Below are 19199 nucleotides of genomic sequence, written 5' to 3' on the forward strand. Positions count from 1 at the left end.
TGATCAACGGGGCGGGGCAGAGACCGGGGCAGGACCGGGACAGGGACCGGGACCGGGCGGGACCGCGCAGGCGGGGGTCAGCGGGGGCTACGGAGGGCGGCGGCTCGGCGGGCGCGGTCGACGGCGGCGGGGAGGGCCGCGATCAGGGCGTCGACGTCGGCGGGGGTGCTGGTGTGGCCGAGGGTGAAACGCAGCGAGGATCGGGCCCGGTCGTGGTCGGCGCCCATCGCCAGCAGCACGTGGCTGGGCTGGGCCACGCCCGCCGAGCAGGCCGAGCCGGTGGAGCAGGCGATGCCCTGGGCGTCGAGCAGGAGCAGCAGGGCGTCCCCCTCGCAGCCCGGGAAGGAGAAGTGCGCGTTGCCGGGCAGCCGGTCGTCGGGGTGGCCGTTGAACACCACCTCGGGCACCGCCTCCCGGACCCGCCGCACCAGGTCGTCGCGGAGCGCCGCCACCCGGGCCGCGTACTCCTGCTGGCCCTTGACCGCCGTCTCGACGGCGACCGCGAAGGCGACGATGCCGGCGGTGTCGAGGGTGCCGGAGCGTACGTCGCGTTCCTGCCCGCCACCGTGCAGCAGCGGGGTGGCGGCGACGTCCCGGGCGAGCAGCAGCGCGCCCACCCCGGTCGGGCCGCCGAGCTTGTGCCCGGTCACGGTGAGCGCGGAGACCCCGCTGGCCGCGAAGTCGACGGGCACCTGGCCGACCGCCTGCACCGCGTCGGTGTGGAACGGCACCCCGTGTTCGGCGGCGACGGCGGCCAGCTCGGCCACCGGCTGCACGGTGCCGACCTCGTTGTTGGCCCACATCGCGGTCACCACGGCGACCCGGTCGGCGTGCGCGGCGAGTTCGGCGCGCAGCAGCGCCGGGTCGAGCCTGCCGGCGGCGTCGGTCGGCAGCCAGGAGACCTCGGCGTCCTCGTGGTCGGCGAGCCAGTCGACCGCGTCGAGGACGGCGTGGTGCTCGACCGCGCTGGAGACCACCCGGACCCGGTCGGGCCGGGCGGCCCGCCGGGCCCAGAAGACGCCCTTGACGGCGAGGTTGTCGCTCTCGGTGCCGCCGCCGGTGAAGATGACCTCGGACGGGCGGGCGCCCAGCACGGCGGCCACCCGCTCGCGGGACTCCTCCACCCGACGCCGGGCACGCCGGCCCGTCGCGTGCAGCGACGACGCGTTGCCGACCTCGCGGGCGGTGGCGACGTACGCCGCCAACGCCTCGTCGAGCATCGGGGTGGTCGCCGCGTGATCCAGGTATGCCATCACCGTTCAGCGTAACGGCCAGCGCACGGCGCGTTGGATGCCGGACCACCCGTACCGAAGCGTGGATGGGGCCGGGTCGGGACCGGATCGGCCCCGACCCGGCCCTCAGGCCGGTACGGCGGTGACAACGATGTTGTCCCGGTAGTGCCGGGTCTTCGGGTCGAACGGCCCGCCGCAGGTGATCAGGGTCAGCCGCGGCTTGCCGTCCCGGGCGAAGTACCGGTCCAGCGGGATCTTCGTCTTGGCGTACTCCTCGCGGGCGACGACCCGGTAGGCGCGTTGCTTCCCGTCGGAGCCGGTGGCGGTGACGGTGTCCCCCCGGTCCAGTTCGCGGAGCCGGAAGAACGCCCCCTTGCCCTGCTCCGAGCTGTCGACGTGACCGGCGATCACCACCGAGCCGGCGTCGGTCTCCAGCCCGGGGCCGAACCGGTACCAGCCGATCTGGTCCACGCTCGGCGGGACGTCGAACTCGTCGGTTCGGGTGTCGATGCCCACCGGGTTGACCGTGGCGGTGACGTCGATCGCCGGGATGCGCAGCTTCACCGGCGGCACGGTCCGTTCGGCCGTGGGCAGGTCACCGGCGGTCACCGGCACCGACGGGCCGCCACCGGTCCCGGCCGTCGGGCTCGGCGGACTGCTGCTGGCCAGCGCCGCCGCCTCGTCCGCCCCGACGTCCTCGGCCGGCTGCGAGCCGCAGGCCACGACGGTGGCGACGGTGAGCGCGGCGACGCCGGCGGCCATCGCCGCCAGCGCCCCGCGGTGTCGCACCGTCACCGGCGACCGGTCCGGGTGGCGGCCACCCGCGCCCCGCCGCCGACCAGCAGCAGTACGCCGGCACCGGCCAGCACGTACCACCAGGTGTCCACGCCGGTGCCGGCCTGCCCGCCGGTGCCGCTGGGCACGCCGCCCGGGGCGGAGTGCAGACCGGTGATGGTCTGGGCGACCAGGTCGAGGTTCTTGGCCTCGGCCGAGCCGATCGCGTAGACGATGGTGGCGGTGCCCTCCTTGAGGTTCAGGTCCGCCGGGCCGATCGCCACGGTGTCGGTGCCGGCCAGCACCACGTCGGCCTTGACCGTGCCCGCGTCGATGTCGGCCTTGGCCTCCTTGGGGTTGGTGAGGTCCTCGAAGACCGGCTTGCCACCGGCCCGGACGTCGACCGCCGGGGCGGCGGCGGTGTGCCGGACGATCAGCCGGGCCTTGCCGGCGGCCAGCTTGGCGGTGTCGTTGACGAACGGGGTGATCTGCGGCTTGCCGTCCGCGCCGAGGTGCGCGGCGAGGCTGATGTTGGCGCCGCCCGGCACCTCGGCGTCGTCGACCTTGAGGATCGCGCTGCCGACCGGCTCGCCCGGCTTGGTCAGGGCGATGTCGTACGCGCCCTCGGGCAGGGTCAGCGGGCCGGCGACGTCACCGGGCTTGAAGTTGTCGAGGGTCTTCTCGCCGTTGACGTAGACGTCCACCGGGGTGTCCGGGATGCCGTGCACGACGGAGACCTTGGACGAGGCGGCGTACGCCGGGCTGGTGGTCGCGGCGCCGACGCCGGCGAAGGCCAGAGCGGCCACCGCGCCGCCTGCGGCGACCCGACGGAAGATAGCGAGCTGCATGTCTGCCTCCTGGTGATTGGTGCTGGTTCGTCAGGTCTGGCTTGCAGAACGGGTTACGCCGGCCGTCGCACCGCCGGATGCAGCCCCACACCACTTTCTTTTTCTTCGCCCGGGGTGCATCCGGGACCACCCCCGGCGACGAATAGCTGATGAGACGAGTGGAGGCGGACCGGACCAGGAGAGTGGGGCGGAGGCTGTGGGCGTTACAGTCGGGCATGCCCCAGGGAAGGCGACCCGCCCGGTGACAGCGGTGGGAACAGCAGGACACGAACCCGAACCACCCCCCGACGAGTTGGCCGCGCGCTTCCGGGCGGGCGACGAGAGCGCGCTGCGGGAGGCGTACGACCGGTTCGGCCGGGCCGTGCTCCACCTGGCCACCAGCACGTTGGCCAACCGCAGCGACGCGGAGGACGTGACCCAGGCGACGTTCGTCGCCGCCTGGCTGGGGCGGGAGACCTTCGACCCGGCCAAGGGCTCGTTGATCGGGTGGCTGCTCGGCATCGGCCGGCGCAAGGTGATCGACCGGCTGCGCGCCTCGGCCCGGGAGGCCCGGGTGGTGGAGACGGTGCGGCAGCTACCCGAACCGGTAGGCACCGGCGGGGACCCGGACACGGTGGTCGACCGGCTGGTGGTCGCCGACGAGCTGGCCCGGCTCCCCGACGACCAACGACGGATGTTGGAGCTGGCCTTCTACGACGACCTGACACACCAACAGATCGCGACGGTGACCGGGGTGCCGCTGGGCACGGTCAAGAGTCACATCAGGCGGGGAATGGCGAGCTTGAAACGCAGATGGGAGGTGGACGGTGCAGCACCTGGACCACGACCGGCTGGTCTTTCTGGCGCTCGGTGAGAGCGAGGCGGACCACGGCGAGACCGACCACCTCGGCGGCTGCGTGACCTGCCGGCGCGAGCTGGAGTCCCTGCGGCACGTCGCCGGGCTGGGCGCGGGCACCCAGGGCCTGCACGACCTGCCCGACCCGCCGGCCCACCTCTGGGCGGGCATCCTGGCCGAACTCGACGCCGTCGCGCAGGTGCCGTCGCTGGCCGAGGCCCACCGGCAGGATCTCGGGCCGGACCCGACGCAGGCCCGGCCGGCGGCCAGGAACGGCGTCGACCCGACCTACCGGCGACCGGCGGCGGCCACCGGCGACCCGCAGCCGTCAGGCACCGGTGACCGGCGACCGACGGCGGTCACCGGCGACCGGCCGGAGTCCCGGCGGCCGTCGTCGTCCCCCGGCGGCGGGCGTGCCGCCCGACCTGCGGGCCGGTCACGGCGTTGGCCACGCTGGGCGACCACTGTCGTCTCGGCGACCGCCGCCGCCGCGATCGCGGTGTTCGGTACCGTCCTCGTGCTCGGCGACCGGGGGGCCACGCCCCGGCAGGACGTGCTGGCCAGCGCGCCGCTGGCCGCGTACGGGAGCACGCCGGCCGACGCCCGGGGCGACGCCCGGGTCTTCGCCGACGGACGACTGCACCTGCACGTCGCGAATCTCCCGGACGTTACGGGGTACTACGAGGTCTGGCTGATCAATCCGACGACCATGGAGATGTTCTCGGTGGGTGTGCTGCGGGGTAGCTCGGGCGACGCCCTGCTGCCCCTGCCCCCGAACGTTGATCTTCAGGCATACTCGGTGGTCGACGTCTCCGCTGAGCAGTACGACAACAAGCCCGCCCACTCCGGCGACAGCCTGCTGAGGGGCACCCTGACGGGCTGATCGGCGGGCCGGCTCAGCTCCCCGGCCCGTCGATCAGCTCCCATCGGCGTATCCGCGCGGGACCGGCCGGGCCGGGGACGGGCGACGACCGGGCGGTGGGGACGACCGAGCCGCCGCCCGGTGGACCGGACGGCGGCTCGGTGCGGACCCGGGACGGGTCACTTGCGCTTGCGGATCTCCTCGGCGGCCTGCGGTACGACCTTGAACAGGTCACCCACCACGCCGTAGTCGGCCAGCTCGAAGATCGGGGCCTCGCCGTCCTTGTTCACGGCGACGATCGTCTTCGAGGTCTGCATGCCGGCCCGGTGCTGGATCGCGCCGGAGATACCCAGCGCGACGTAGAGCTGCGGGGAGACGGTCTTACCGGTCTGCCCGACCTGGAACTGGTGCGGGTAGTAGCCGGAGTCGACCGCCGCCCGGGACGCCCCGACGGCGCCGCCGAGCAGGTCGGCCAGCTCCTCGACCAGCTTGAAGTTGTCGGCGTTGCCGACGCCGCGACCGCCGGAGACGACGATGCCGGCCTCGGTCAGCTCCGGGCGGGAGCCCTTCTGCTCGGCGACCCGCTCGACGACCTTCGCCAGCCGGTCGGTGTCGGTGACCGACACGGTGAGCTGCTCGACGGTCGGGCTGGCCGCCGCCGGGGCCGGGGTGACCGAGTTCGGCCGCACGGTGACCAGCGGCAGCCCCTTGGTGACCTTGGACTTGACGATGGTGGAGCCGGCGAAGGCGACCTGGGTGGCGGTGCCGTCGGCGTCGAGGCCGACCACGTCGGTCAGGATGCCGTTGTCCAGCTTGACGGCCAGCCGGGCGGCGATCTCCTTGCCCTCCTGGGCCGAGGCCAGCAGGACGGCGGCCGGCTGCACCCGGTTGACCAGTTCGGCGAGCACGGTGGCCTTGGGGGCCACCAGGTGACCGTCGATCTCTTCGCTCTCGGCGGCGTAGATCTTCTCCGCGCCGTACTCGCCGAGCTTGGCGGCCAGCGCCTCGGCGGCACCGGGGCCGCCGAGCACCACGGCGCTCGGGGTGCCCAGCCCGCGGGCGAGGGTGAGCATTTCCAGGGTGACCTTCTTGACGCCGAATTCCCTGGTGGCTTCGACGACGACGAGTACCTCAGCCATGTTCAGACCCCTCAGACGAACTTCTCGGTGGCGAGGAACTCGACCAGCTGGACGCCGCCGGAGCCCTCGTCGGTGATCTTGGCGCCGCCGGAGCGCGGTGGACGCCTGGTGTGCTCGACGACGGCGCTGGTCGCGCCCTCGAAGCCCACCTCGGTGGGCGCGATGCCCAGGTCGGCCAGGGACAGCGTCTTCACCGGCTTCTTCTTGGCGGCCATGATGCCCTTGAAGGAGGGGTAGCGCGGCTCGTTGATGGTGTCCCAGACGGAGACCACGGCCGGCGTCGAGGCGGTGACCACCTCGTAGCCCTCCTCGGTCTGCCGCTCGACGGTCAGCGTGCCGCCGTCGACGGTGAGCTTGCGCGCGCCGGTCAGCGCGGCGACCCCCAACCGCTCGGCGAGCATGTGCGGCATGACCTGGACCCGGCCGTCGGTCGACTCGGCACCGCAGAGCACCAGGTCGGCGCCCAGCTGCCCGAGGGCGGCGGCGAGCACCTTCGAGGTGGCCACGGCGCAGGACCCGTGCAGGGCGTCGTCGAGGATGTGCACGGCGGCGTCGGGGCCCATCGACAGCGCTTTGCGGATCGACTCGGTGGCCCGGTCCGGTCCCATGGTCAGGACGGTGACCTCGCCGCCGTGCGCCTCCTTGATCTTCAGCGCCTCCTCGATGGCGTACTCGTCCATCTCGTTGATCACGTTGTTCGCCGAACCGCGGTCGACGGTGTTGTCGTCAGCACGCAGGTTGCGGTCCGCGCCCGAATCAGGCACCTGCTTGACGAGTACGACGATGTTCATCGCGATTCGACAACCCTCCTGTTGGTGGTGTGCGATCTGCTCGCCCGGTTAAGGGCGGAGCTTTGCGCGTCGTTGACACCCGGTCAACCGCAGGCTGCTGTGCAGTTGCCCACGAACGCAATGTTACCTGCCAGTAGGTTACCCCTCCCGGCCACCCACGGTGACACACCTCACCGCGCTGCGGCCGCGCCCCGGGACCGACGCCCGGCCGGCGTCAGGCCGGACCGGCGGGGTCGGCCAGGGCGGTCCTGATCCGGTCGATCGCGTCCTGCTCGGCCGGCGTCACCCCCCGGTACGCGCGGGCCACCTCCCCCGCGGCGGTCAGCACCAGCTCCCGGTACGCCGACACGTCGGCCGGGGACTTCTCCCGCAGGATGTCCACCGCCCGCGCCAACGCCGGCAGCACCACCGACTCGACGTCCAGGGCGGAGTCCCGGGGCAGCCGGGGCAGCCCACCGGCACCGAGCGCCTCCTTCACCAGCCCGCTGGCCCCGGCGAACGCCCCGGACGCGGCGAAGCTCTCCCGGATCATCGCGAACACCCCCGGGTCGGCGTTCGACACCAGGAAGACCGCGCCGAACGCGCCCGTCTTGAGGACCTGCTGCTCGTCGTCCGTCAGCCGCTGCTCCATGATCACGGAGTGTAGACGTACGGGGTGGTCGTGGTGACCGGGACGAAGCCGAGTCGCTCCAGGATGGGTCGGCTGTCCTCCGAGGCGTCCACCTGCAACAACGTCTTGCCGCGCTGGTCGGCCAGCCGGGCCCGGTGGACCACCAGCGCCCGGTAGACGCCCCGGCGTCGCCACTGCGCCAGCGTCGAGCCGCCCCACAGGCTGGCGAAGCCGGTGCCGTTGAGGTAGCGCACCCAGCCGGCGCTGACCACCGTCTCCCCCGCCTCGGCCACCACCACGGTGATCGACTGCGGGTCCGCCTCGATCTCCCGCAGCAGGCCGGTGACGAGGTGGGAACGGTCCTCGCCCCAGACCTCCGCCTCCATCGCGGCGATCCGCTCCAGGTCGTCGAGGCCGGTGACCTCGCGCAGGCGTACCCCGTCCGGTGGCACCGGCACGGCGGCGGCCAGGGGCGCGACCGGCCCGATCAGGACGGTCTCCCGCTCTTCCGGGACGAAGCCGGCGGCGCGCAGCCGGTCCGGCAGGTCGGCGGGCTCGTCGTGGGTGTTGTGCTTCCACTCCACCGACTCGCCGCGTTGCCGGAACAGCTCGACCTGGCGGGCGATCAGCGCGTCCAGCTCCGGCCCGGCCAGCCCGTCCAGCGTGCGGTAGGTGAGGAAACCGCCGTGGTCCAGGCCCAGGATGCGCACCAGCGGCCCGTCGTGTTCGACGGTCACGCCGGCCGGGACCGGGTCGGGGATCTCCGGCCGGAGCTGCCGGTCGTAGGTGTCGCGCAGGGTGGTGGCATCAAGATCGGTCATCGGTCCAGGCTATGCCGGCGGCAAAGCGGATAATCGGCGTCGTGTGGCAGGCGATCAGACGGTGGTTCGACCCGTCGGACCTCGACTCCGTGGGCACCACCCCCGACTACCGCTTCTCCCTGGCCAACGAACGCACCTTCCTGGCCTGGCTGCGCACCGGGCTGGCGCTGATCGCCGGTGGGCTGGCCGCCGCCCAGTTCCTGCCGCCGTTGCCGCTGCGGCACCTGCGGGAGGCGATCGCGGTGACGCTGCTGCTGCTCGGCGGCACCGTCGCCGTCCGGGCGGTGGACCACTGGTCCCGCACCGAGCAGGCCATCCGGCTCGGGCAACGCCTGCCGGCGTCCCGGTTCCCGGCCGTGCTCGCCCTGATCGTGGCGGTCGGCGCGCTGCTGCTGGTGGTCGCCGTCCTGGCCCGTGGGGTGAGCGGCAGGTGACCGGGGTGCCGTCGGACGGGACCCGCGACCCCGGCCTGCAACCCGAGCGCACCCGGCTGGCCTGGCGACGCCTCGGGCTGGCGTACACGGTGGTGGCGGTGCTGGCGGTCCGGCTGGCGCTCACCGGTGACGTCGCCGGGGCCCTGCTCGCCGGGGCCATCGTGCTGGCCTGGTGGGCGACGCTGGTGGTGGGCTGGGGACGGGCCACCGGCCGCCGGCAGTCCCGCCTCGACGCACGGGCCGTACCACTGGTGGCCCTCGGCACCGCCGGCCTGGCGCTGCTGTGCGTGTCGCTCGTGCTGCGCGGGGTGTGGTGACGCGCACGGCTGAGCCATGATGGGTGCATGGCCCGGCTCTATGTGCTGTTGTTCCTGCTCCAGGTGGTGCTCGCCGCCTGCGCGCTGATCAGTTGCCTCTCCGCCGAGGACGGGACGGTCCGCGGGCTGCCCCGGTTCGCCTGGGTGGCGGTCATCCTCTTCTTCCCGCTGGTCGGCTCGATCGCCTGGTTCCTCGCCGGCCGCCCGGTCGCCGAGGGTGACCGCCGCCGGGGTTGGCCGCCGGCCGGCCGGCGGCCCGTCGCGCCCGACGACGACCCGGAGTTCCTCAAGTCGATCGACGAACGCGTCCGCCGCGACGACAACGCCCTCTTCCAGCGGTGGGAGGAGGACCTGCGCGGCCGGGAGGAGGACCTGCGCCGCCGCGACGGGGGCCCGTCCCCCGAGGGCACCGCACCCGGGGGCGGCCCGGCGTCGGCCGACCGCTCGCCGCCCCGGGAGGACGCCGCTCCCCGGGACGGCGAGCGGCCCCGCGACGGCGAGCGACCCGAACTCTGACGGCGGCCGGGGTCACACCCGCCGGCGCAGGCCCCGCACCGCGAGCGGGGCGAAGACGGCGGCGATGGCCGCCGCCCAGAGCAGCGACTGGAGCACCGGCGCGGCGACCGGCCCGCCGACCAGCAGCCCCCGCAGCGCGTTCGCCAAAATGGTCACCGGGTTCACCTCGACCCAGTGCTGCAACCAGGACGGCATGGTCTCGGTCGGTACGAAGGCGTTGCTGGTGAAGCTCAGCGGGAAGATCACCGTGAAGCCGAAAATCTGCACCTTGTCCGGCTCGCTGACCAGCACCCCGACCAGCACCGACATCCAGGCGGCGGCGAGCGAGAAGACCAGCAGCAGGGCGAACGCGCCGAGCAGGCCGAACACCCCGTTGCCGAGCCGGAAGCCGAGGATCATCCCGACGCCGAGCAGCAGGGTCAACGACCACGCCTGCTTGACCGTGTCGGCGACGATCCGGCCGGCGAGCGGGGACCAGCGGGCCACCGGCAGCGACCGCAGCCTGTCGAACACGCCCTTGGTCAGATCCTGGTTGAGGCCGAACCCGGTGGTCATCGTGGCGAAGAAGGCGTTCTGCACGATGATGCCCGGCAACGCGAAGGTCAGGTACTCCCCCGGGCTGCCGGAGATCGCCCCACCGAAGACGTACGTGAAGAGCAGTACGAACATCACCGGTTGGATGCTCAGGTCGAGCAGCTCCATCGGGTTGTGCTTGATCTGCACCAGGCTGCGCCAGGCCAGCGTGCCGGTGTGCCGCAGCCCGGCGGTCGGGCCGAGCCGGCGGGCCGGCGTGGCCGGGGCCGCCGGGGCGGAGACGGTCGCGGCGGTCATGCCGGGCTCCCTTCCAGGGTCTGGTTGGTCTCGTCCTCGGCCCGGTGGCCGGTGAGGGAGAGGAACACCTCGTCGAGGCTGGACCCGCGCAGGGCCAACTCGCCGACGTGCACCCCGGCGTCGTCGAGCCGGCGGACCACGGCGGGCAGCGCGTCCGGACCGTTGACCGGCGCGCTGACCGTCGTCTGGGCGACCTCCGGGTCGACCCCGGTCACCTCGCCGACGACGGCGAGCACGGTGGGCAGGTCGGCGGCCTCCACCGGCCGGACGGTCAGCACCTGGCCGCCGGTCTTGGCCTTCAGCTCCTCCGGGGTGCCCTGGGCGATGACCCGCCCGTGGTCGACCACGGCGATCTCGTCGGCCAACTGGTCGGCCTCCTCCAGGTACTGCGTGGTCAGCAGCACGGTCACCCCCTCGGCGACCAGACCCCGGACGATGTCCCACAGGTCGTTGCGGCTGCGCGGGTCGAGGCCGGTGGTGGGCTCGTCGAGGAAGAGCACCTGCGGCCGGCCGACGAGACTGGCCGCCAGGTCGAGCCGGCGGCGCATGCCCCCCGAGTAGGTCTTGGCGGCCCGCCCGGCGGCGTCGGTGAGCTGGAACCCGGCCAGCAGCTCGGCCGCCCGGTCCCGGGCACCGCGCCGGGACAGGCCCAGCAGCCGGCCGATGAGCAGCAGGTTCTCGGTGCCGGTCAGGTTCTCGTCGACCGAGGCGTACTGGCCGGTGAGGCCGATCAGCTGGCGGACCCGGTGGGCGTCGCGGCGGACGTCGTACCCGCCGACGGTGGCGTGCCCCTCGTCGGCGGTGAGCAGGGTGGCGAGCACCCGTACCGCGGTGGTCTTGCCGGCGCCGTTGGGGCCGAGCAGACCGAAGACCGTGCCGGCCGGGACCGCCAGGTCGACCCCGGCCAGGGCCGTGGTGTCGCCGAACCGGCGCACCAGCCCCTCGGCGCGGATGGCGTATGTCATCAGAACTCCCGTCGTTATCGCTGGATCGTCCAACGATGGGCGAGGGGTCTGACGTTACGTGCGCCGCCGCTGACATTCCGCCGATTTATCCGCGCGGCAGAACCCGACCGCCGCCGGGTCCGGCGGCGGTCGTGGGCCTGGTGGTCAGGCCAGGTTCGACGAGCGCGGGTACGCGTCGGCCGGGTCGGTGAGCACGTTGACCAGGTACGGCACCCCGGCGTCGAACGCCCGGCCCAGGGCCGGACCGAGGTCGGCGGCCTTCGCCACCGTCTCCCCGGCCCCGCCGAGCGCCTCCACCACCTTGTCGTAGCGCAGTTCGGGCTGGAGGTCGGCGGCGACGTCGTAGCCGTACATGGCCCGCATCGGGTGCTTCTCCAGCCCCCAGATGCCGTTGTTGCCGACCACGATCACCACCGGCAGCCGCTGCCGGACCAGCGACTCCACGTCCATCAGCGAGAACCCGGCCGCGCCGTCGCCCATCAGCACGCAGACCTGCCGGTCGGGGTGGCTGACCCGGGCCCCCATCGCGTAGCCCATGCCGGTGCCCAGGCAGCCGTACGGGCCGGGGTCGAGCCAGGTGCCGGGCTGCGACGGCTCCAGGTAGCGCCCGGCGTACGAGACGAAGTCGCCGCCGTCGCCGATGGTGATCGCGTCCGAGGCGAGGACGCGGCGCAGCTCGCCGTAGACCCGGGCGGGGCGGATCGGGTCGGTGTCGGCGGCCATCTCGGCGGCGTCGCGGGCCCGTGCCGCGTCCTCGGCGGTGCGCAGCCGCTCGATCCAGTCGGCGTGGTCGGCCCGGTCGCCGGTGTGGTCGGCGAACGCGGACAGGATCAGCCGCAGGTCACCGGCGGGGCTGGCGGCCGGCTGGACGTGCCCGGCCCGCTGGGTGGGGGCGTCGACGACGTGCACCACCGCCGCGTCACCGAAGTCGCCGAAGCTGAGCCGGAAGTCCAGCGGGGTGCCGACGACGACCACCACGTCCGCGTCGCCGAGTGCGACCCGGCGGGCCTTGGCGAAGGCGAGCGGGTGCTCCGGCGGCAGCGCGCCGCGGCCCATGCCGTTGGTGAAGACCGGCACCTGCAACGCCTCGGCGGCCTCGCGGAGCGCGGCGACGGCGTCCCCGGCGTACACGTCGGAACCGGCGATGATCACCGGACGGGCGGCGGCGGCGATCAACCGGGCGGCCTTCGTCACCTCGTCCGGGTCGGGTTCGAGCGGCGCGACGGGCGTCGGGGCGGGCAGGTCCGCGTCGCCGACGGAGAAGATCGCCTCCAGCGGGAAGTCGAGGAAGACCGGGCCCCGGTGCGGGGTGAGCGCGGTGGTCAGCGCGGCGCAGACCGCGCGGGGGATGTCGTCGGCGGTGAACACCGTCTCGGCGTGCTTGGTGACCGGGGCGACCAGCGGCAGGTGGTCCATCTCCTGGAGGCTGCCGGAACCCCAGCGGAACTGCGGGGCCCGGCCGCCCATCACCAGCACCGGCGAGGCGTTGAAGTGGGCGCTGGTCAGGCCGGAGATGCCGTTGGTGACGCCGGGTCCGGCGGTGAGCACGGCGAGGCCGGGGCGGCGCTGGAGCTTGGCCACCGCCTCGGCGGCGAAGACGGCGGACTGTTCGTGCCGGACGTCGTAGAGCGGGAAGCCGGTGGTGTGGGCGGCGTCGTAGAGCGGGAAGACGTGCCCGCCGGAGAGGGTGAACATCTCCCGTACGCCGTACGCCCGCAGTGCCGCCAGCGCCAGCGCTCCGCCGTGGCCCTCGACCCGTTCCGTCATCGCCGCTCCCCTCGTCCATGACCGGAGTCACACGCTACTGGCCGGTATCCAGGATGTGAACAGTTCTCGGCACGGTGCCGGCGGCGGGACCGGGGTCCGTCCCGGGGCCGACGGATCGCGGCCCCGGGCGGATCGGGTCAGCGGCCGGTGAAGTCGGGCCTGCGCTTCTCGACGAAGGCGGCCATCCCCTCACGCCGGTCGTCGGTGGCGAAGAGCCCGGCGAAGAGCTGGCTCTCCCAGGCGAGGCCCGAGGTGAGATCCATGTCCAGGCCGGCGTCGACAGCCAGTTTCGCCGCCCGCAACGCCTGCACCGGCCCGGTCAGGTACGGGCGTACCAGCGCCACGGCGGTGTCGTACACCTCGGCCGCCGGGGCGACCCGGTCGGCCAGCCCGATCCGCAGCGCCTCCGCCGCGTCCACCATCCGGCCGGACATGATCAGATCCTTCGCGCGGGCCGGACCGACCAGCCGGGCCAGCCGCTGGGTGCCGCCCGCGCCGGGGATGACGCCGAGCTTGATCTCCGGCTGGCCGAGCTTGGCGTCCTCGGCCACCACCCGCCAGTCACAGGCCAGCGCCAGCTCGCAGCCGCCGCCGAGGGCGTACCCGGTGATCGCGGCGACCACCGGCTTGGGGACCCGGGCGAGCGCGCCGACGGCGCTGGACAGGTCGGCGGCCCGCTCGGCCATGTCCACGTAGGACATGTCGGCCATCTCCTTGATGTCCGCCCCGGCGGCGAAGACCTTCTCGCCGCCGTACACGATGACGGCGCGGACGGCCGGGTCGGCGGACGCGGCCGTGGCGGCGGCCCGCAGTTCCTCCTGGACCTGCTTGTTGAGCGCGTTCATCGGTGGCCGCTCCAGCCGGATGGTGCCGATGCCGTCCCTGGTATCCAGCCGCACGAACTCGCTCACGCTGCCCTCACTTCCTCGTCGAAGTCGCGTGCCAACCTTACGACCCGGGTCGTTGGGGTACGTAGTCTGGTGTTCGCCCCCCGCGCTCGGGAGTCCAGCGATGATCACGTACTACGACGACCGGTCCGTGCAGGTCACCTCCACCGCCATCCGGGTCGACGGCCGGGCCATCCCGCTGGCCGAGATCGGCCTGGTCTGGCACCGGCGGGGCGACCGCTCCTGGCGGGCGCTGGCCGGGCGGGGGGCGATCGGGGCAGCTTTGGCCGGCCCGCTGGTGGCCGCGGCGGTCGGCATCGCGGTGGCGGTCCGGCTGCACCGCTCCCCCACCGTCGCGCTCGCCATCGTGGGAGCGTCGGTGCTGGTCGGGCTGGCCGTCGGACCGCTCGCCGACTTCCTCTTCGACCGGCTGGACCGCTCCTACGACCGGGGCAGCCGGCAGCGTGAACTGTGGGTCCGCTGGCAGGGGCGGCCGGTGCTGCTGCTACGCACCGGCGACGCGCTGCGCTTCGGGCGGATCTACCGGGCGGTGCAGCGGGCGATGGAGAACACCGCCCCGCCGCGCCGGCCCGACGGGTCACCGGCGCGGGCCACGGGGCCGACGGCGCCCGGCCCGGGCAGCCGGCGGTGACCGGCCCGGGCGGGTCCGCAGACTGAGCCGAGGCACAGGACGGGACCGTCGCGCCACCCGCCGGGCGCGATCCGCCGGCCACACAGCGACACCGGACGCCTGCGAACGGTTAGGGTTAGTGATGACCCTCTATTACCGGGACGACACGGTGCAGGTGACCTCCGAGTCGATCCGGGCCGGTGGACAGGTCGTACGGATCGCCGACGTCGCGTACGTCTGGCACGCACGCGGGGCCACCACGATGGCCGTCCGGTCCCGCATCCTCGGGCGCGGGGTGCTGGTGCTGCTGCTCTCGCTGCCCCCGCTGGTCGCGCTGATCTGTGTGGTCTCGCTGGTCTGGTCGGCGCAGGACCGGGGCGAGTGGAAACCGGCCCTGATCGTGCTGGCCGCCTGCGGCGTCGGGGTGCTCGCCCTGCTGCCCTTCCTGGAGGTGCCGCTCGGCTGGCTGGACCGGTCCTACGAACGCGGCAACAAGGTCAACGAGCTGTGGGTGCAGCACCTGGGGCAGGAGGTGATGCTGCTGCGTACCCCCGACGCGTTGCGGTTCGGCCAGATCTACCGCGCCGTACAGCGTGCCGTCGAGCAGCAGGGCGAACCCCGGTGACCGCGGCGCCCGGGCGGTCGGTCCCGGCGGCTGCGGGTCAGCTCAGCGGCAGCGCGGTGGCGACCGGCCAGGCCAGCAGGACCGCGCCCACCACCGCCGGCGCCCAACGGGGCGCACCGGCCCGCCGCAGCACCGCCGCCCAGGCGGCCTGCCACCCGAGCAGCACCACGAACAGCGGCACCACCAGCAGCACGAAACCGGGGGCCAGCCCCACCACGGCCGCCCCGCCCAGCGCCGGTACGGCGAGCGCGCCGACCGCCGCGTACCGCCAGCTCCGCCCCTGCGTGAGCAGCTCCGCACCGGCCAGGAACACCAGGCAGCCGACCGTCACCACCGGTAGCAGCCACCACCGGGCGCCCACCGGCAGCGCCCAGGTGAGGCCGAGGTGGATCGGCACGGCGACGGCGACCACCGCGTACCCGGTCAGCAGCAGGGCCGCGACCACCGGCCGCAGCGGCGTACGCCCGCCGGCCGGGACGGACCCACCGGCCGCGGCCGGCGCGGCGGGACCGGTGCCGAACAGGCGGAGCGGCACGTGCCGGGCGACGGCCAGCAGGAATCCGGTGACCAGCAGGAAGCCGGTGAGGTAACCGCCGACCGCGAGCGGCAGCCGGGTGGTCGGCAGCACCGGGGCGAGCAGCACCCCCAGGCCGGTGGCGGCCGTGGCCACCGCCAGCACGGCGGGTGCCGGCGCGACGGGTGCCGGCCCGGGGCGCCGCCCGCTACGGCCGGTCAGCAGGACCGCCAGCGGCACGAAGCCGAGCCCGAACCCGAGCAGCAGCAACCCCGCCGGGACCAGTCGGGCGGCCGGACGCGGTGCCGTACCGTCGACGCCGCCGACCCACGCCGCGACCTCGCGGTGGGTACGGCCGGCGAAGAGCACCGAGATATGCTCGACGCCGGGGACGACCACCAACCGCCGCCCGGAGCCCCGGCGGGCGGTCGCCTCGGCGGTGGCCCGGAAGGCGGGGAACTCCAGGCCGCCGACGATCAGCAGCAGCCGCCTCGGCCGGGTGTCGGGCAGGTCACCGCCGTCGGGCAGCGAGATCGCGACGGTGCCGGCGATGTCGGGGTGGCCGGCGGCGTACCGGGTCACCGCCCCCGCGCCCATCGAGTGTCCGACCAGGACGATCCGCGTCGGATCGACGTCGGGCCGACCCCGCAGGTAGGCGACGGCGACCGCCAGGTCGTGTGTCAGGGTGCCGCGGGACGCGGTGTCGTCGCGGCCCGCCCCGGGCAGCCCGGCCGGGTTGCCGCCGTGCCCGGCGAAGTCGAGCAGCAGCGCGACCGCGCCCCGCCGGGCGACCGTGTCGGCGAGCGGACGCATCAACCGGGCCGAGCCGGCGAAGCCGTGCGCGATCACCACCCCCGGCCGGCGCACCGCGCCCGCCCCGTCGTCGGCCCGTACCTCGGTCAGCGGCACCCCGTCGACGGTGACCTGCCGGGTACTCAGGCCGGCGTCCGCCCGCGACAGCCCGTAGCCACCGATCACCAGGGCGAGCACGGCGAGGACCGTCAGCGCCGCGCGGCCCCGGCCGGCCGGCGTCACGCCGGGGGGACGGAGCGACATGCCGGCACCCTACCGCCGGTCCGGGACCGTTCCGGCGGGCGGCGCTGGCCGGCCCGACGCACACTGGATGACATGGCCATCCCCCTGCCCCGACCGGCCGACGTCGTCGGTCTCACCCGCTCCGCCCTCGACCAGGCGTTCGGTTCGGCCGCCTCGTTCGCCGCCGTGCCGGCCCGCGCCTTCGCCGTGCTCGACGGGGTGGAGGCGCTGCTGACCCGGATCAACGGGGTGGTGGACCGGATCGAGGGCACCCTGGACCGCACGGACCGGGTGCTCACCGACGCCGAGGTGGCGGTGCGCGAGGTAGCGGTGATCAGCGCGGCGGCGACCACGACCGTCACCCGGGCCACCGAGGTCGCCGACGCGGCGGCCGGGGTGGTGGCCGGGGCCGGGCAGGTGTCCCGGGCTGCCGGCGAGGTGGTCGCCGAGGCCGGGGCGGTGGCCGGCCGGGCCGCCGGCACGGTGGCCACCGCCGAGGGCGCCGCCACCGTCGCGGCCGAGCTGATGACCGCGTACGAGCCGGCGTTGCGGCGGGGCGCGCCGATGGCGAACCGGTTCGTGGCCGAGCTGAGCCACGAGGAGCTGGCCGCGGCGATCCGGCTCGTCGACGAGCTGCCGAAGCTCAAGGAGCACCTGACCTCGGACGTACTGCCGATCCTGGCCACCCTCGACCGGGTCGGCCCGGATCTGCACGACCTGCTCGACGTGACCCGTGACCTCAAGCTCGCCGTCGCCGGTATCCCCGGCCTGGGCATGCTGCGTCGCCGGGGTGAACGGCTCAGCGACGACCCGGCCGACTGAGCCGCCGGTCAGGCGTCGGCGGCCGGGGTGTAGAGGGCGTCGATCTCGGCACGCTCGGGCAGCGCCACCGACGCGCCGAGCCGCCGGACACACGCCGCACCGGCCGCCGCCGCCCAGCGCACCGCGTCGACCACCGGCCGACCCTCACCCCAGGCCACGGCCAGGGCACCGGTGAACGCGTCCCCGGCGGCTGTCGTGTCGACCACGTCCACCGCGACGGCGGGCACGTGCACGGCGGGGGCGTCCCGCTCGACGTACCAGGCGCCCCCGCCACCGAGGGTGAGCACCGCCCGGGGCACCAGCGCCAGCAGCGCCCCCGGGTCGTCCCGCCCCCGGCCGGTGAGCAGTTGCGCCTCGGTCTCGTTGACCACCAGCAGGTCCACCGCCGCCAGCAGCTCGGCGGGCACCTGCCGGGCCGGTGCGGCGTTGAGGATCACCCGGGTGCCGGCGGCACGGGCGGCCACCGCCGCCTCGGTCACCGTCTCGACCGGGATCTCCAGCTGGGCGACCAGCACGTCCGCCCCGCGTACGGCGGACAGCTCGGCGTCGGTGAGGGCGGTGAAGGCGGCGTTCGCGCCGGGGGTGACCAGGATGGCGTTCTCCCCGGCGGCGTTGACCATCACCAGGGCGACCCCGGAGGCCCCGTAGACCACCCGCAGGTGGGTGGCGTCCACCTGGGCGGCGGTGATCCTGGCCCGCAGGGTGACGCCGAACGAGTCGGAGCCGAGCGCGCCGAGGAAGGTACAGGCGGCACCGGCACGGGCGGCGGCTATGGCCTGGTTGGCGCCCTTGCCGCCGGGCACCATCACGAAGTGGCTGCCGAGCACGGTCTCCCCCGGCCGGGGCAGCGTCGGGCCGGCTCCGACCACGTCCATGTTGGCGCTGCCCACCACGACGATCCGGCTCTGCCGCACCCCACCTCCCACCGACACCCCCAACCTCCCCACCGCCCCCGCCAGTCACACCACGACGAGTCTAAATCCCCACCCACCCCCCGATCATGGACTTACGGTGGCCACAAAAGGGGCATGGGGGACTTTTCCCCTACCACAACTCCAAGATCGACGCTGGGGTGGGGGTGGGGGTCAGGCGGCGCGGGCGGTCCAGCGGTCGCCGCGTCGTTCGACCACCAGCGGCAGGCCGAAGGTCTTGCTGAGGTTGTCGCCGGTCAGCGTGTCGGCGAGCAGCCCCTGGGCGACCACCGCGCCGTCGCGCAGCAGCAGCGCGTGGGTGAACCCGGGCGGGATCTCCTCGACGTGGTGGGTGACCAGCACCAGGGCCGGGGCGTCCGGGTCGTGGGCCAGCTCGGCGAGCCGGCCCACGAGGTCCTCGCGCCCGCCCAGGTCGAGCCCGGCCGCCGGCTCGTCGAGCAGCAGCAGTTCCGGGTCGGTCATCAGGGCGCGGGCGACCTGCACCCGCTTGCGTTCGCCCTCGGAGAGGGTGCCGTACGTGCGGTCGGTCAGGTGGCCGACGCCGAGCTGCCCGAGCAGGGCACCCGCGCGGGCCTCGTCGGCCCGGTCGTAGCTCTCCCGCCAGCGGCCGACCACCGACCAGGCGGCGGTGAGTACGACGTCGCCGACCCGTTCCTCGGCGGGGATGCGCTCGGCCACGGCGGCGGTGGTGAGGCCGATCCGGGTCCGCAGCTCGGTGAGGTCGGTGCGGCCGATCCGCTCGCCGAGCACGTGAGCGACGCCCGTGCTCGGGTGCAGTTGACCGCAGGCGAGGTTGAGCAGGGTGGTCTTGCCGGCGCCGTTGGGGCCGAGCACCACCCAGCGTTCGTCCAGCTCGACCCGCCAGTCGACGTCGTGCAGCAGGGCGGTGCCGGATCGCCGGACGGCGACGCCGTCCAGGCTGACCACCAGATCCGCGTCCACGGTCGAGGGGGCGGCTGCGGCGGGGAACGGGTCACCAGTCACCGCTCCATCCAACCACGCAGCCCGGGG

At 74.2% G+C, this 19199-nt stretch carries 21 protein-coding genes and 1 pseudogene; 8 read left to right on the plus strand and 14 right to left on the minus strand.

Annotation, left to right across the window (positions count from 1 at the left end; genetic code table 11):
* Positions 1 to 77: 77 nt before the first annotated feature.
* The 3 genes from ACN260_RS22855 to ACN260_RS22865 all read right to left on the minus strand — a co-directional run bounded on the left by ACN260_RS22855 (position 78) and on the right by ACN260_RS22865 (position 2854).
* Complete coding sequence (locus ACN260_RS22855) at positions 78 to 1253, minus strand: cysteine desulfurase family protein (RefSeq protein ID WP_422752969.1); 1176 nt, start codon at positions 1251 to 1253, stop codon at positions 78 to 80.
* Between the two features lie 105 nt (positions 1254 to 1358).
* Positions 1359 to 2027, minus strand: coding sequence for a class F sortase (locus ACN260_RS22860; RefSeq protein ID WP_422752970.1), 669 nt, complete (start codon positions 2025 to 2027; stop codon positions 1359 to 1361).
* Positions 2024 to 2854 (minus strand): DUF4397 domain-containing protein, encoded by an 831-nt coding sequence (locus ACN260_RS22865; protein WP_422752971.1) that lies wholly within the window; start codon positions 2852 to 2854, stop codon positions 2024 to 2026. The genes ACN260_RS22860 and ACN260_RS22865 overlap by 4 nt, the downstream gene beginning before the upstream one ends.
* 250 nt (positions 2855 to 3104) lie before the next feature.
* Between ACN260_RS22865 and ACN260_RS22870 the strand changes: the two genes are divergently transcribed.
* The gene (locus ACN260_RS22870) at positions 3105 to 3707 is read left to right on the plus strand and encodes an RNA polymerase sigma factor (protein WP_422752972.1); all 603 of its coding nucleotides are present in this window, start codon (positions 3105 to 3107) and stop codon (positions 3705 to 3707) included.
* On the plus strand, positions 3661 to 4572 hold the full coding sequence (locus ACN260_RS22875; RefSeq protein WP_422752973.1) for an anti-sigma factor: 912 nt from the start codon (positions 3661 to 3663) through the stop codon (positions 4570 to 4572). The genes ACN260_RS22870 and ACN260_RS22875 overlap by 47 nt, the downstream gene beginning before the upstream one ends.
* Positions 4573 to 4730: 158 nt before the next feature.
* Here ACN260_RS22875 and ACN260_RS22880 read toward each other — a convergent pair whose 3' ends face one another.
* From ACN260_RS22880 to ACN260_RS22895, 4 genes are all read right to left on the minus strand, one after another.
* Entirely contained in the window at positions 4731 to 5690 is a 960-nt protein-coding gene (locus ACN260_RS22880; protein WP_422752974.1) for an electron transfer flavoprotein subunit alpha/FixB family protein, read from the minus strand.
* 11 nt (positions 5691 to 5701) lie between these two features.
* Positions 5702 to 6481 (minus strand): electron transfer flavoprotein subunit beta/FixA family protein, encoded by a 780-nt coding sequence (locus ACN260_RS22885; protein ID WP_422752975.1) that lies wholly within the window; start codon positions 6479 to 6481, stop codon positions 5702 to 5704.
* A gap of 214 nt (positions 6482 to 6695) precedes the next feature.
* Positions 6696 to 7118: a hypothetical protein gene (locus ACN260_RS22890; protein ID WP_422752976.1), complete on the minus strand. Its 423-nt coding sequence runs from the start codon at positions 7116 to 7118 to the stop codon at positions 6696 to 6698.
* Positions 7115 to 7912: a GNAT family N-acetyltransferase gene (locus ACN260_RS22895; RefSeq protein WP_422752977.1), complete on the minus strand. Its 798-nt coding sequence runs from the start codon at positions 7910 to 7912 to the stop codon at positions 7115 to 7117. The genes ACN260_RS22890 and ACN260_RS22895 overlap by 4 nt, the downstream gene beginning before the upstream one ends.
* Positions 7913 to 7923: 11 nt before the next feature.
* Between ACN260_RS22895 and ACN260_RS22900 the strand changes: the two genes are divergently transcribed.
* The 3 genes and pseudogenes from ACN260_RS22900 to ACN260_RS22910 form a co-directional block, all read left to right on the plus strand.
* The gene (locus ACN260_RS22900; protein ID WP_422752978.1) at positions 7924 to 8346 is read left to right on the plus strand and encodes a YidH family protein; all 423 of its coding nucleotides are present in this window, start codon (positions 7924 to 7926) and stop codon (positions 8344 to 8346) included.
* On the plus strand, positions 8343 to 8663 hold the full coding sequence (locus tag ACN260_RS22905) for a DUF202 domain-containing protein (RefSeq protein WP_421485995.1): 321 nt from the start codon (positions 8343 to 8345) through the stop codon (positions 8661 to 8663). Before ACN260_RS22900 ends, ACN260_RS22905 begins: the two co-directional genes overlap by 4 nt.
* A gap of 27 nt (positions 8664 to 8690) precedes the next feature.
* Positions 8691 to 9053 (plus strand): annotated as a pseudogene (locus ACN260_RS22910) (PLD nuclease N-terminal domain-containing protein); the annotation flags it as partial.
* Between the two features lie 138 nt (positions 9054 to 9191).
* Here the strand turns inward: ACN260_RS22910 and ACN260_RS22915 are convergent.
* The 4 genes from ACN260_RS22915 to ACN260_RS22930 form a co-directional block, all read right to left on the minus strand.
* Positions 9192 to 10010, minus strand: a complete 819-nt coding sequence (locus ACN260_RS22915; RefSeq protein ID WP_422752979.1) for an ABC transporter permease — start codon at positions 10008 to 10010, stop codon at positions 9192 to 9194.
* Positions 10007 to 10975, minus strand: a complete 969-nt coding sequence (locus tag ACN260_RS22920; protein ID WP_422752980.1) for an ATP-binding cassette domain-containing protein — start codon at positions 10973 to 10975, stop codon at positions 10007 to 10009. The genes ACN260_RS22915 and ACN260_RS22920 overlap by 4 nt, the downstream gene beginning before the upstream one ends.
* 144 nt (positions 10976 to 11119) lie before the next feature.
* The gene (locus tag ACN260_RS22925; protein ID WP_422752981.1) at positions 11120 to 12742 is read right to left on the minus strand and encodes an acetolactate synthase; all 1623 of its coding nucleotides are present in this window, start codon (positions 12740 to 12742) and stop codon (positions 11120 to 11122) included.
* Between the two features lie 137 nt (positions 12743 to 12879).
* Positions 12880 to 13653, minus strand: a complete 774-nt coding sequence (locus ACN260_RS22930; RefSeq protein ID WP_422752982.1) for an enoyl-CoA hydratase-related protein — start codon at positions 13651 to 13653, stop codon at positions 12880 to 12882.
* A 100-nt stretch (positions 13654 to 13753) separates the two neighbouring features.
* On the opposite strand from ACN260_RS22930, the gene ACN260_RS22935 reads away from it, so the two are divergent.
* Positions 13754 to 14281, plus strand: coding sequence for a DUF6232 family protein (locus tag ACN260_RS22935; protein ID WP_422752983.1), 528 nt, complete (start codon positions 13754 to 13756; stop codon positions 14279 to 14281).
* Positions 14282 to 14402: 121 nt separating this feature from the next.
* Complete coding sequence (locus ACN260_RS22940; protein ID WP_422752984.1) at positions 14403 to 14885, plus strand: DUF6232 family protein; 483 nt, start codon at positions 14403 to 14405, stop codon at positions 14883 to 14885.
* Between the two features lie 37 nt (positions 14886 to 14922).
* On the opposite strand, the gene ACN260_RS22945 is transcribed toward ACN260_RS22940, so the two are convergent.
* Positions 14923 to 16455: a dienelactone hydrolase family protein gene (locus tag ACN260_RS22945; protein WP_422752985.1), complete on the minus strand. Its 1533-nt coding sequence runs from the start codon at positions 16453 to 16455 to the stop codon at positions 14923 to 14925.
* Between the two features lie 72 nt (positions 16456 to 16527).
* Between ACN260_RS22945 and ACN260_RS22950 the strand changes: the two genes are divergently transcribed.
* A complete protein-coding gene (locus tag ACN260_RS22950; protein WP_422752986.1) occupies positions 16528 to 17256 on the plus strand; it encodes a hypothetical protein in 729 nt (242 codons plus the stop codon).
* A gap of 8 nt (positions 17257 to 17264) precedes the next feature.
* Here the strand turns inward: ACN260_RS22950 and ACN260_RS22955 are convergent, their stop codons facing one another.
* Together ACN260_RS22955 and ACN260_RS22960 are read right to left on the minus strand one after the other, a co-directional pair.
* A complete protein-coding gene (locus ACN260_RS22955) occupies positions 17265 to 18170 on the minus strand; it encodes a ribokinase (RefSeq protein ID WP_422756803.1) in 906 nt (301 codons plus the stop codon).
* Between the two features lie 171 nt (positions 18171 to 18341).
* Entirely contained in the window at positions 18342 to 19172 is an 831-nt protein-coding gene (locus ACN260_RS22960; protein ID WP_422752987.1) for an ABC transporter ATP-binding protein, read from the minus strand.
* Positions 19173 to 19199: the final 27 nt, after the last annotated feature.

The sequence above is a fragment of the Micromonospora sp. WMMD708 genome (assembly GCF_049315245.1).
GTDB classification, from domain to species: Bacteria; Actinomycetota; Actinomycetes; order Mycobacteriales; family Micromonosporaceae; genus Micromonospora; species Micromonospora wenchangensis.

Bases quoted from the DNA above. Each gene is read 5' to 3' on its own strand.
- ACN260_RS22855 (WP_422752969.1), bottom strand. From the start codon at position 1,253: ATGGCATACCTGGATCACGCGGCGACCACCCCGATGCTCGACGAGGCG.
- ACN260_RS22865 (WP_422752971.1), bottom strand. From the start codon at position 2,854: ATGCAGCTCGCTATCTTCCGTCGGGTCGCCGCAGGCGGCGCGGTGGCC.
- ACN260_RS22880 (WP_422752974.1), bottom strand. From the start codon at position 5,690: ATGGCTGAGGTACTCGTCGTCGTCGAAGCCACCAGGGAATTCGGCGTC.
- ACN260_RS22885 (WP_422752975.1), bottom strand. From the start codon at position 6,481: ATGAACATCGTCGTACTCGTCAAGCAGGTGCCTGATTCGGGCGCGGAC.
- ACN260_RS22895 (WP_422752977.1), bottom strand. From the start codon at position 7,912: ATGACCGATCTTGATGCCACCACCCTGCGCGACACCTACGACCGGCAG.
- ACN260_RS22900 (WP_422752978.1), top strand. From the start codon at position 7,924: ATGCCGGCGGCAAAGCGGATAATCGGCGTCGTGTGGCAGGCGATCAGA.
- ACN260_RS22915 (WP_422752979.1), bottom strand. From the start codon at position 10,010: ATGACCGCCGCGACCGTCTCCGCCCCGGCGGCCCCGGCCACGCCGGCC.
- ACN260_RS22920 (WP_422752980.1), bottom strand. From the start codon at position 10,975: ATGACATACGCCATCCGCGCCGAGGGGCTGGTGCGCCGGTTCGGCGAC.
- ACN260_RS22925 (WP_422752981.1), bottom strand. From the start codon at position 12,742: ATGACGGAACGGGTCGAGGGCCACGGCGGAGCGCTGGCGCTGGCGGCA.
- ACN260_RS22935 (WP_422752983.1), top strand. From the start codon at position 13,754: ATGATCACGTACTACGACGACCGGTCCGTGCAGGTCACCTCCACCGCC.
- ACN260_RS22940 (WP_422752984.1), top strand. From the start codon at position 14,403: ATGACCCTCTATTACCGGGACGACACGGTGCAGGTGACCTCCGAGTCG.
- ACN260_RS22945 (WP_422752985.1), bottom strand. From the start codon at position 16,455: ATGTCGCTCCGTCCCCCCGGCGTGACGCCGGCCGGCCGGGGCCGCGCG.
- ACN260_RS22950 (WP_422752986.1), top strand. From the start codon at position 16,528: ATGGCCATCCCCCTGCCCCGACCGGCCGACGTCGTCGGTCTCACCCGC.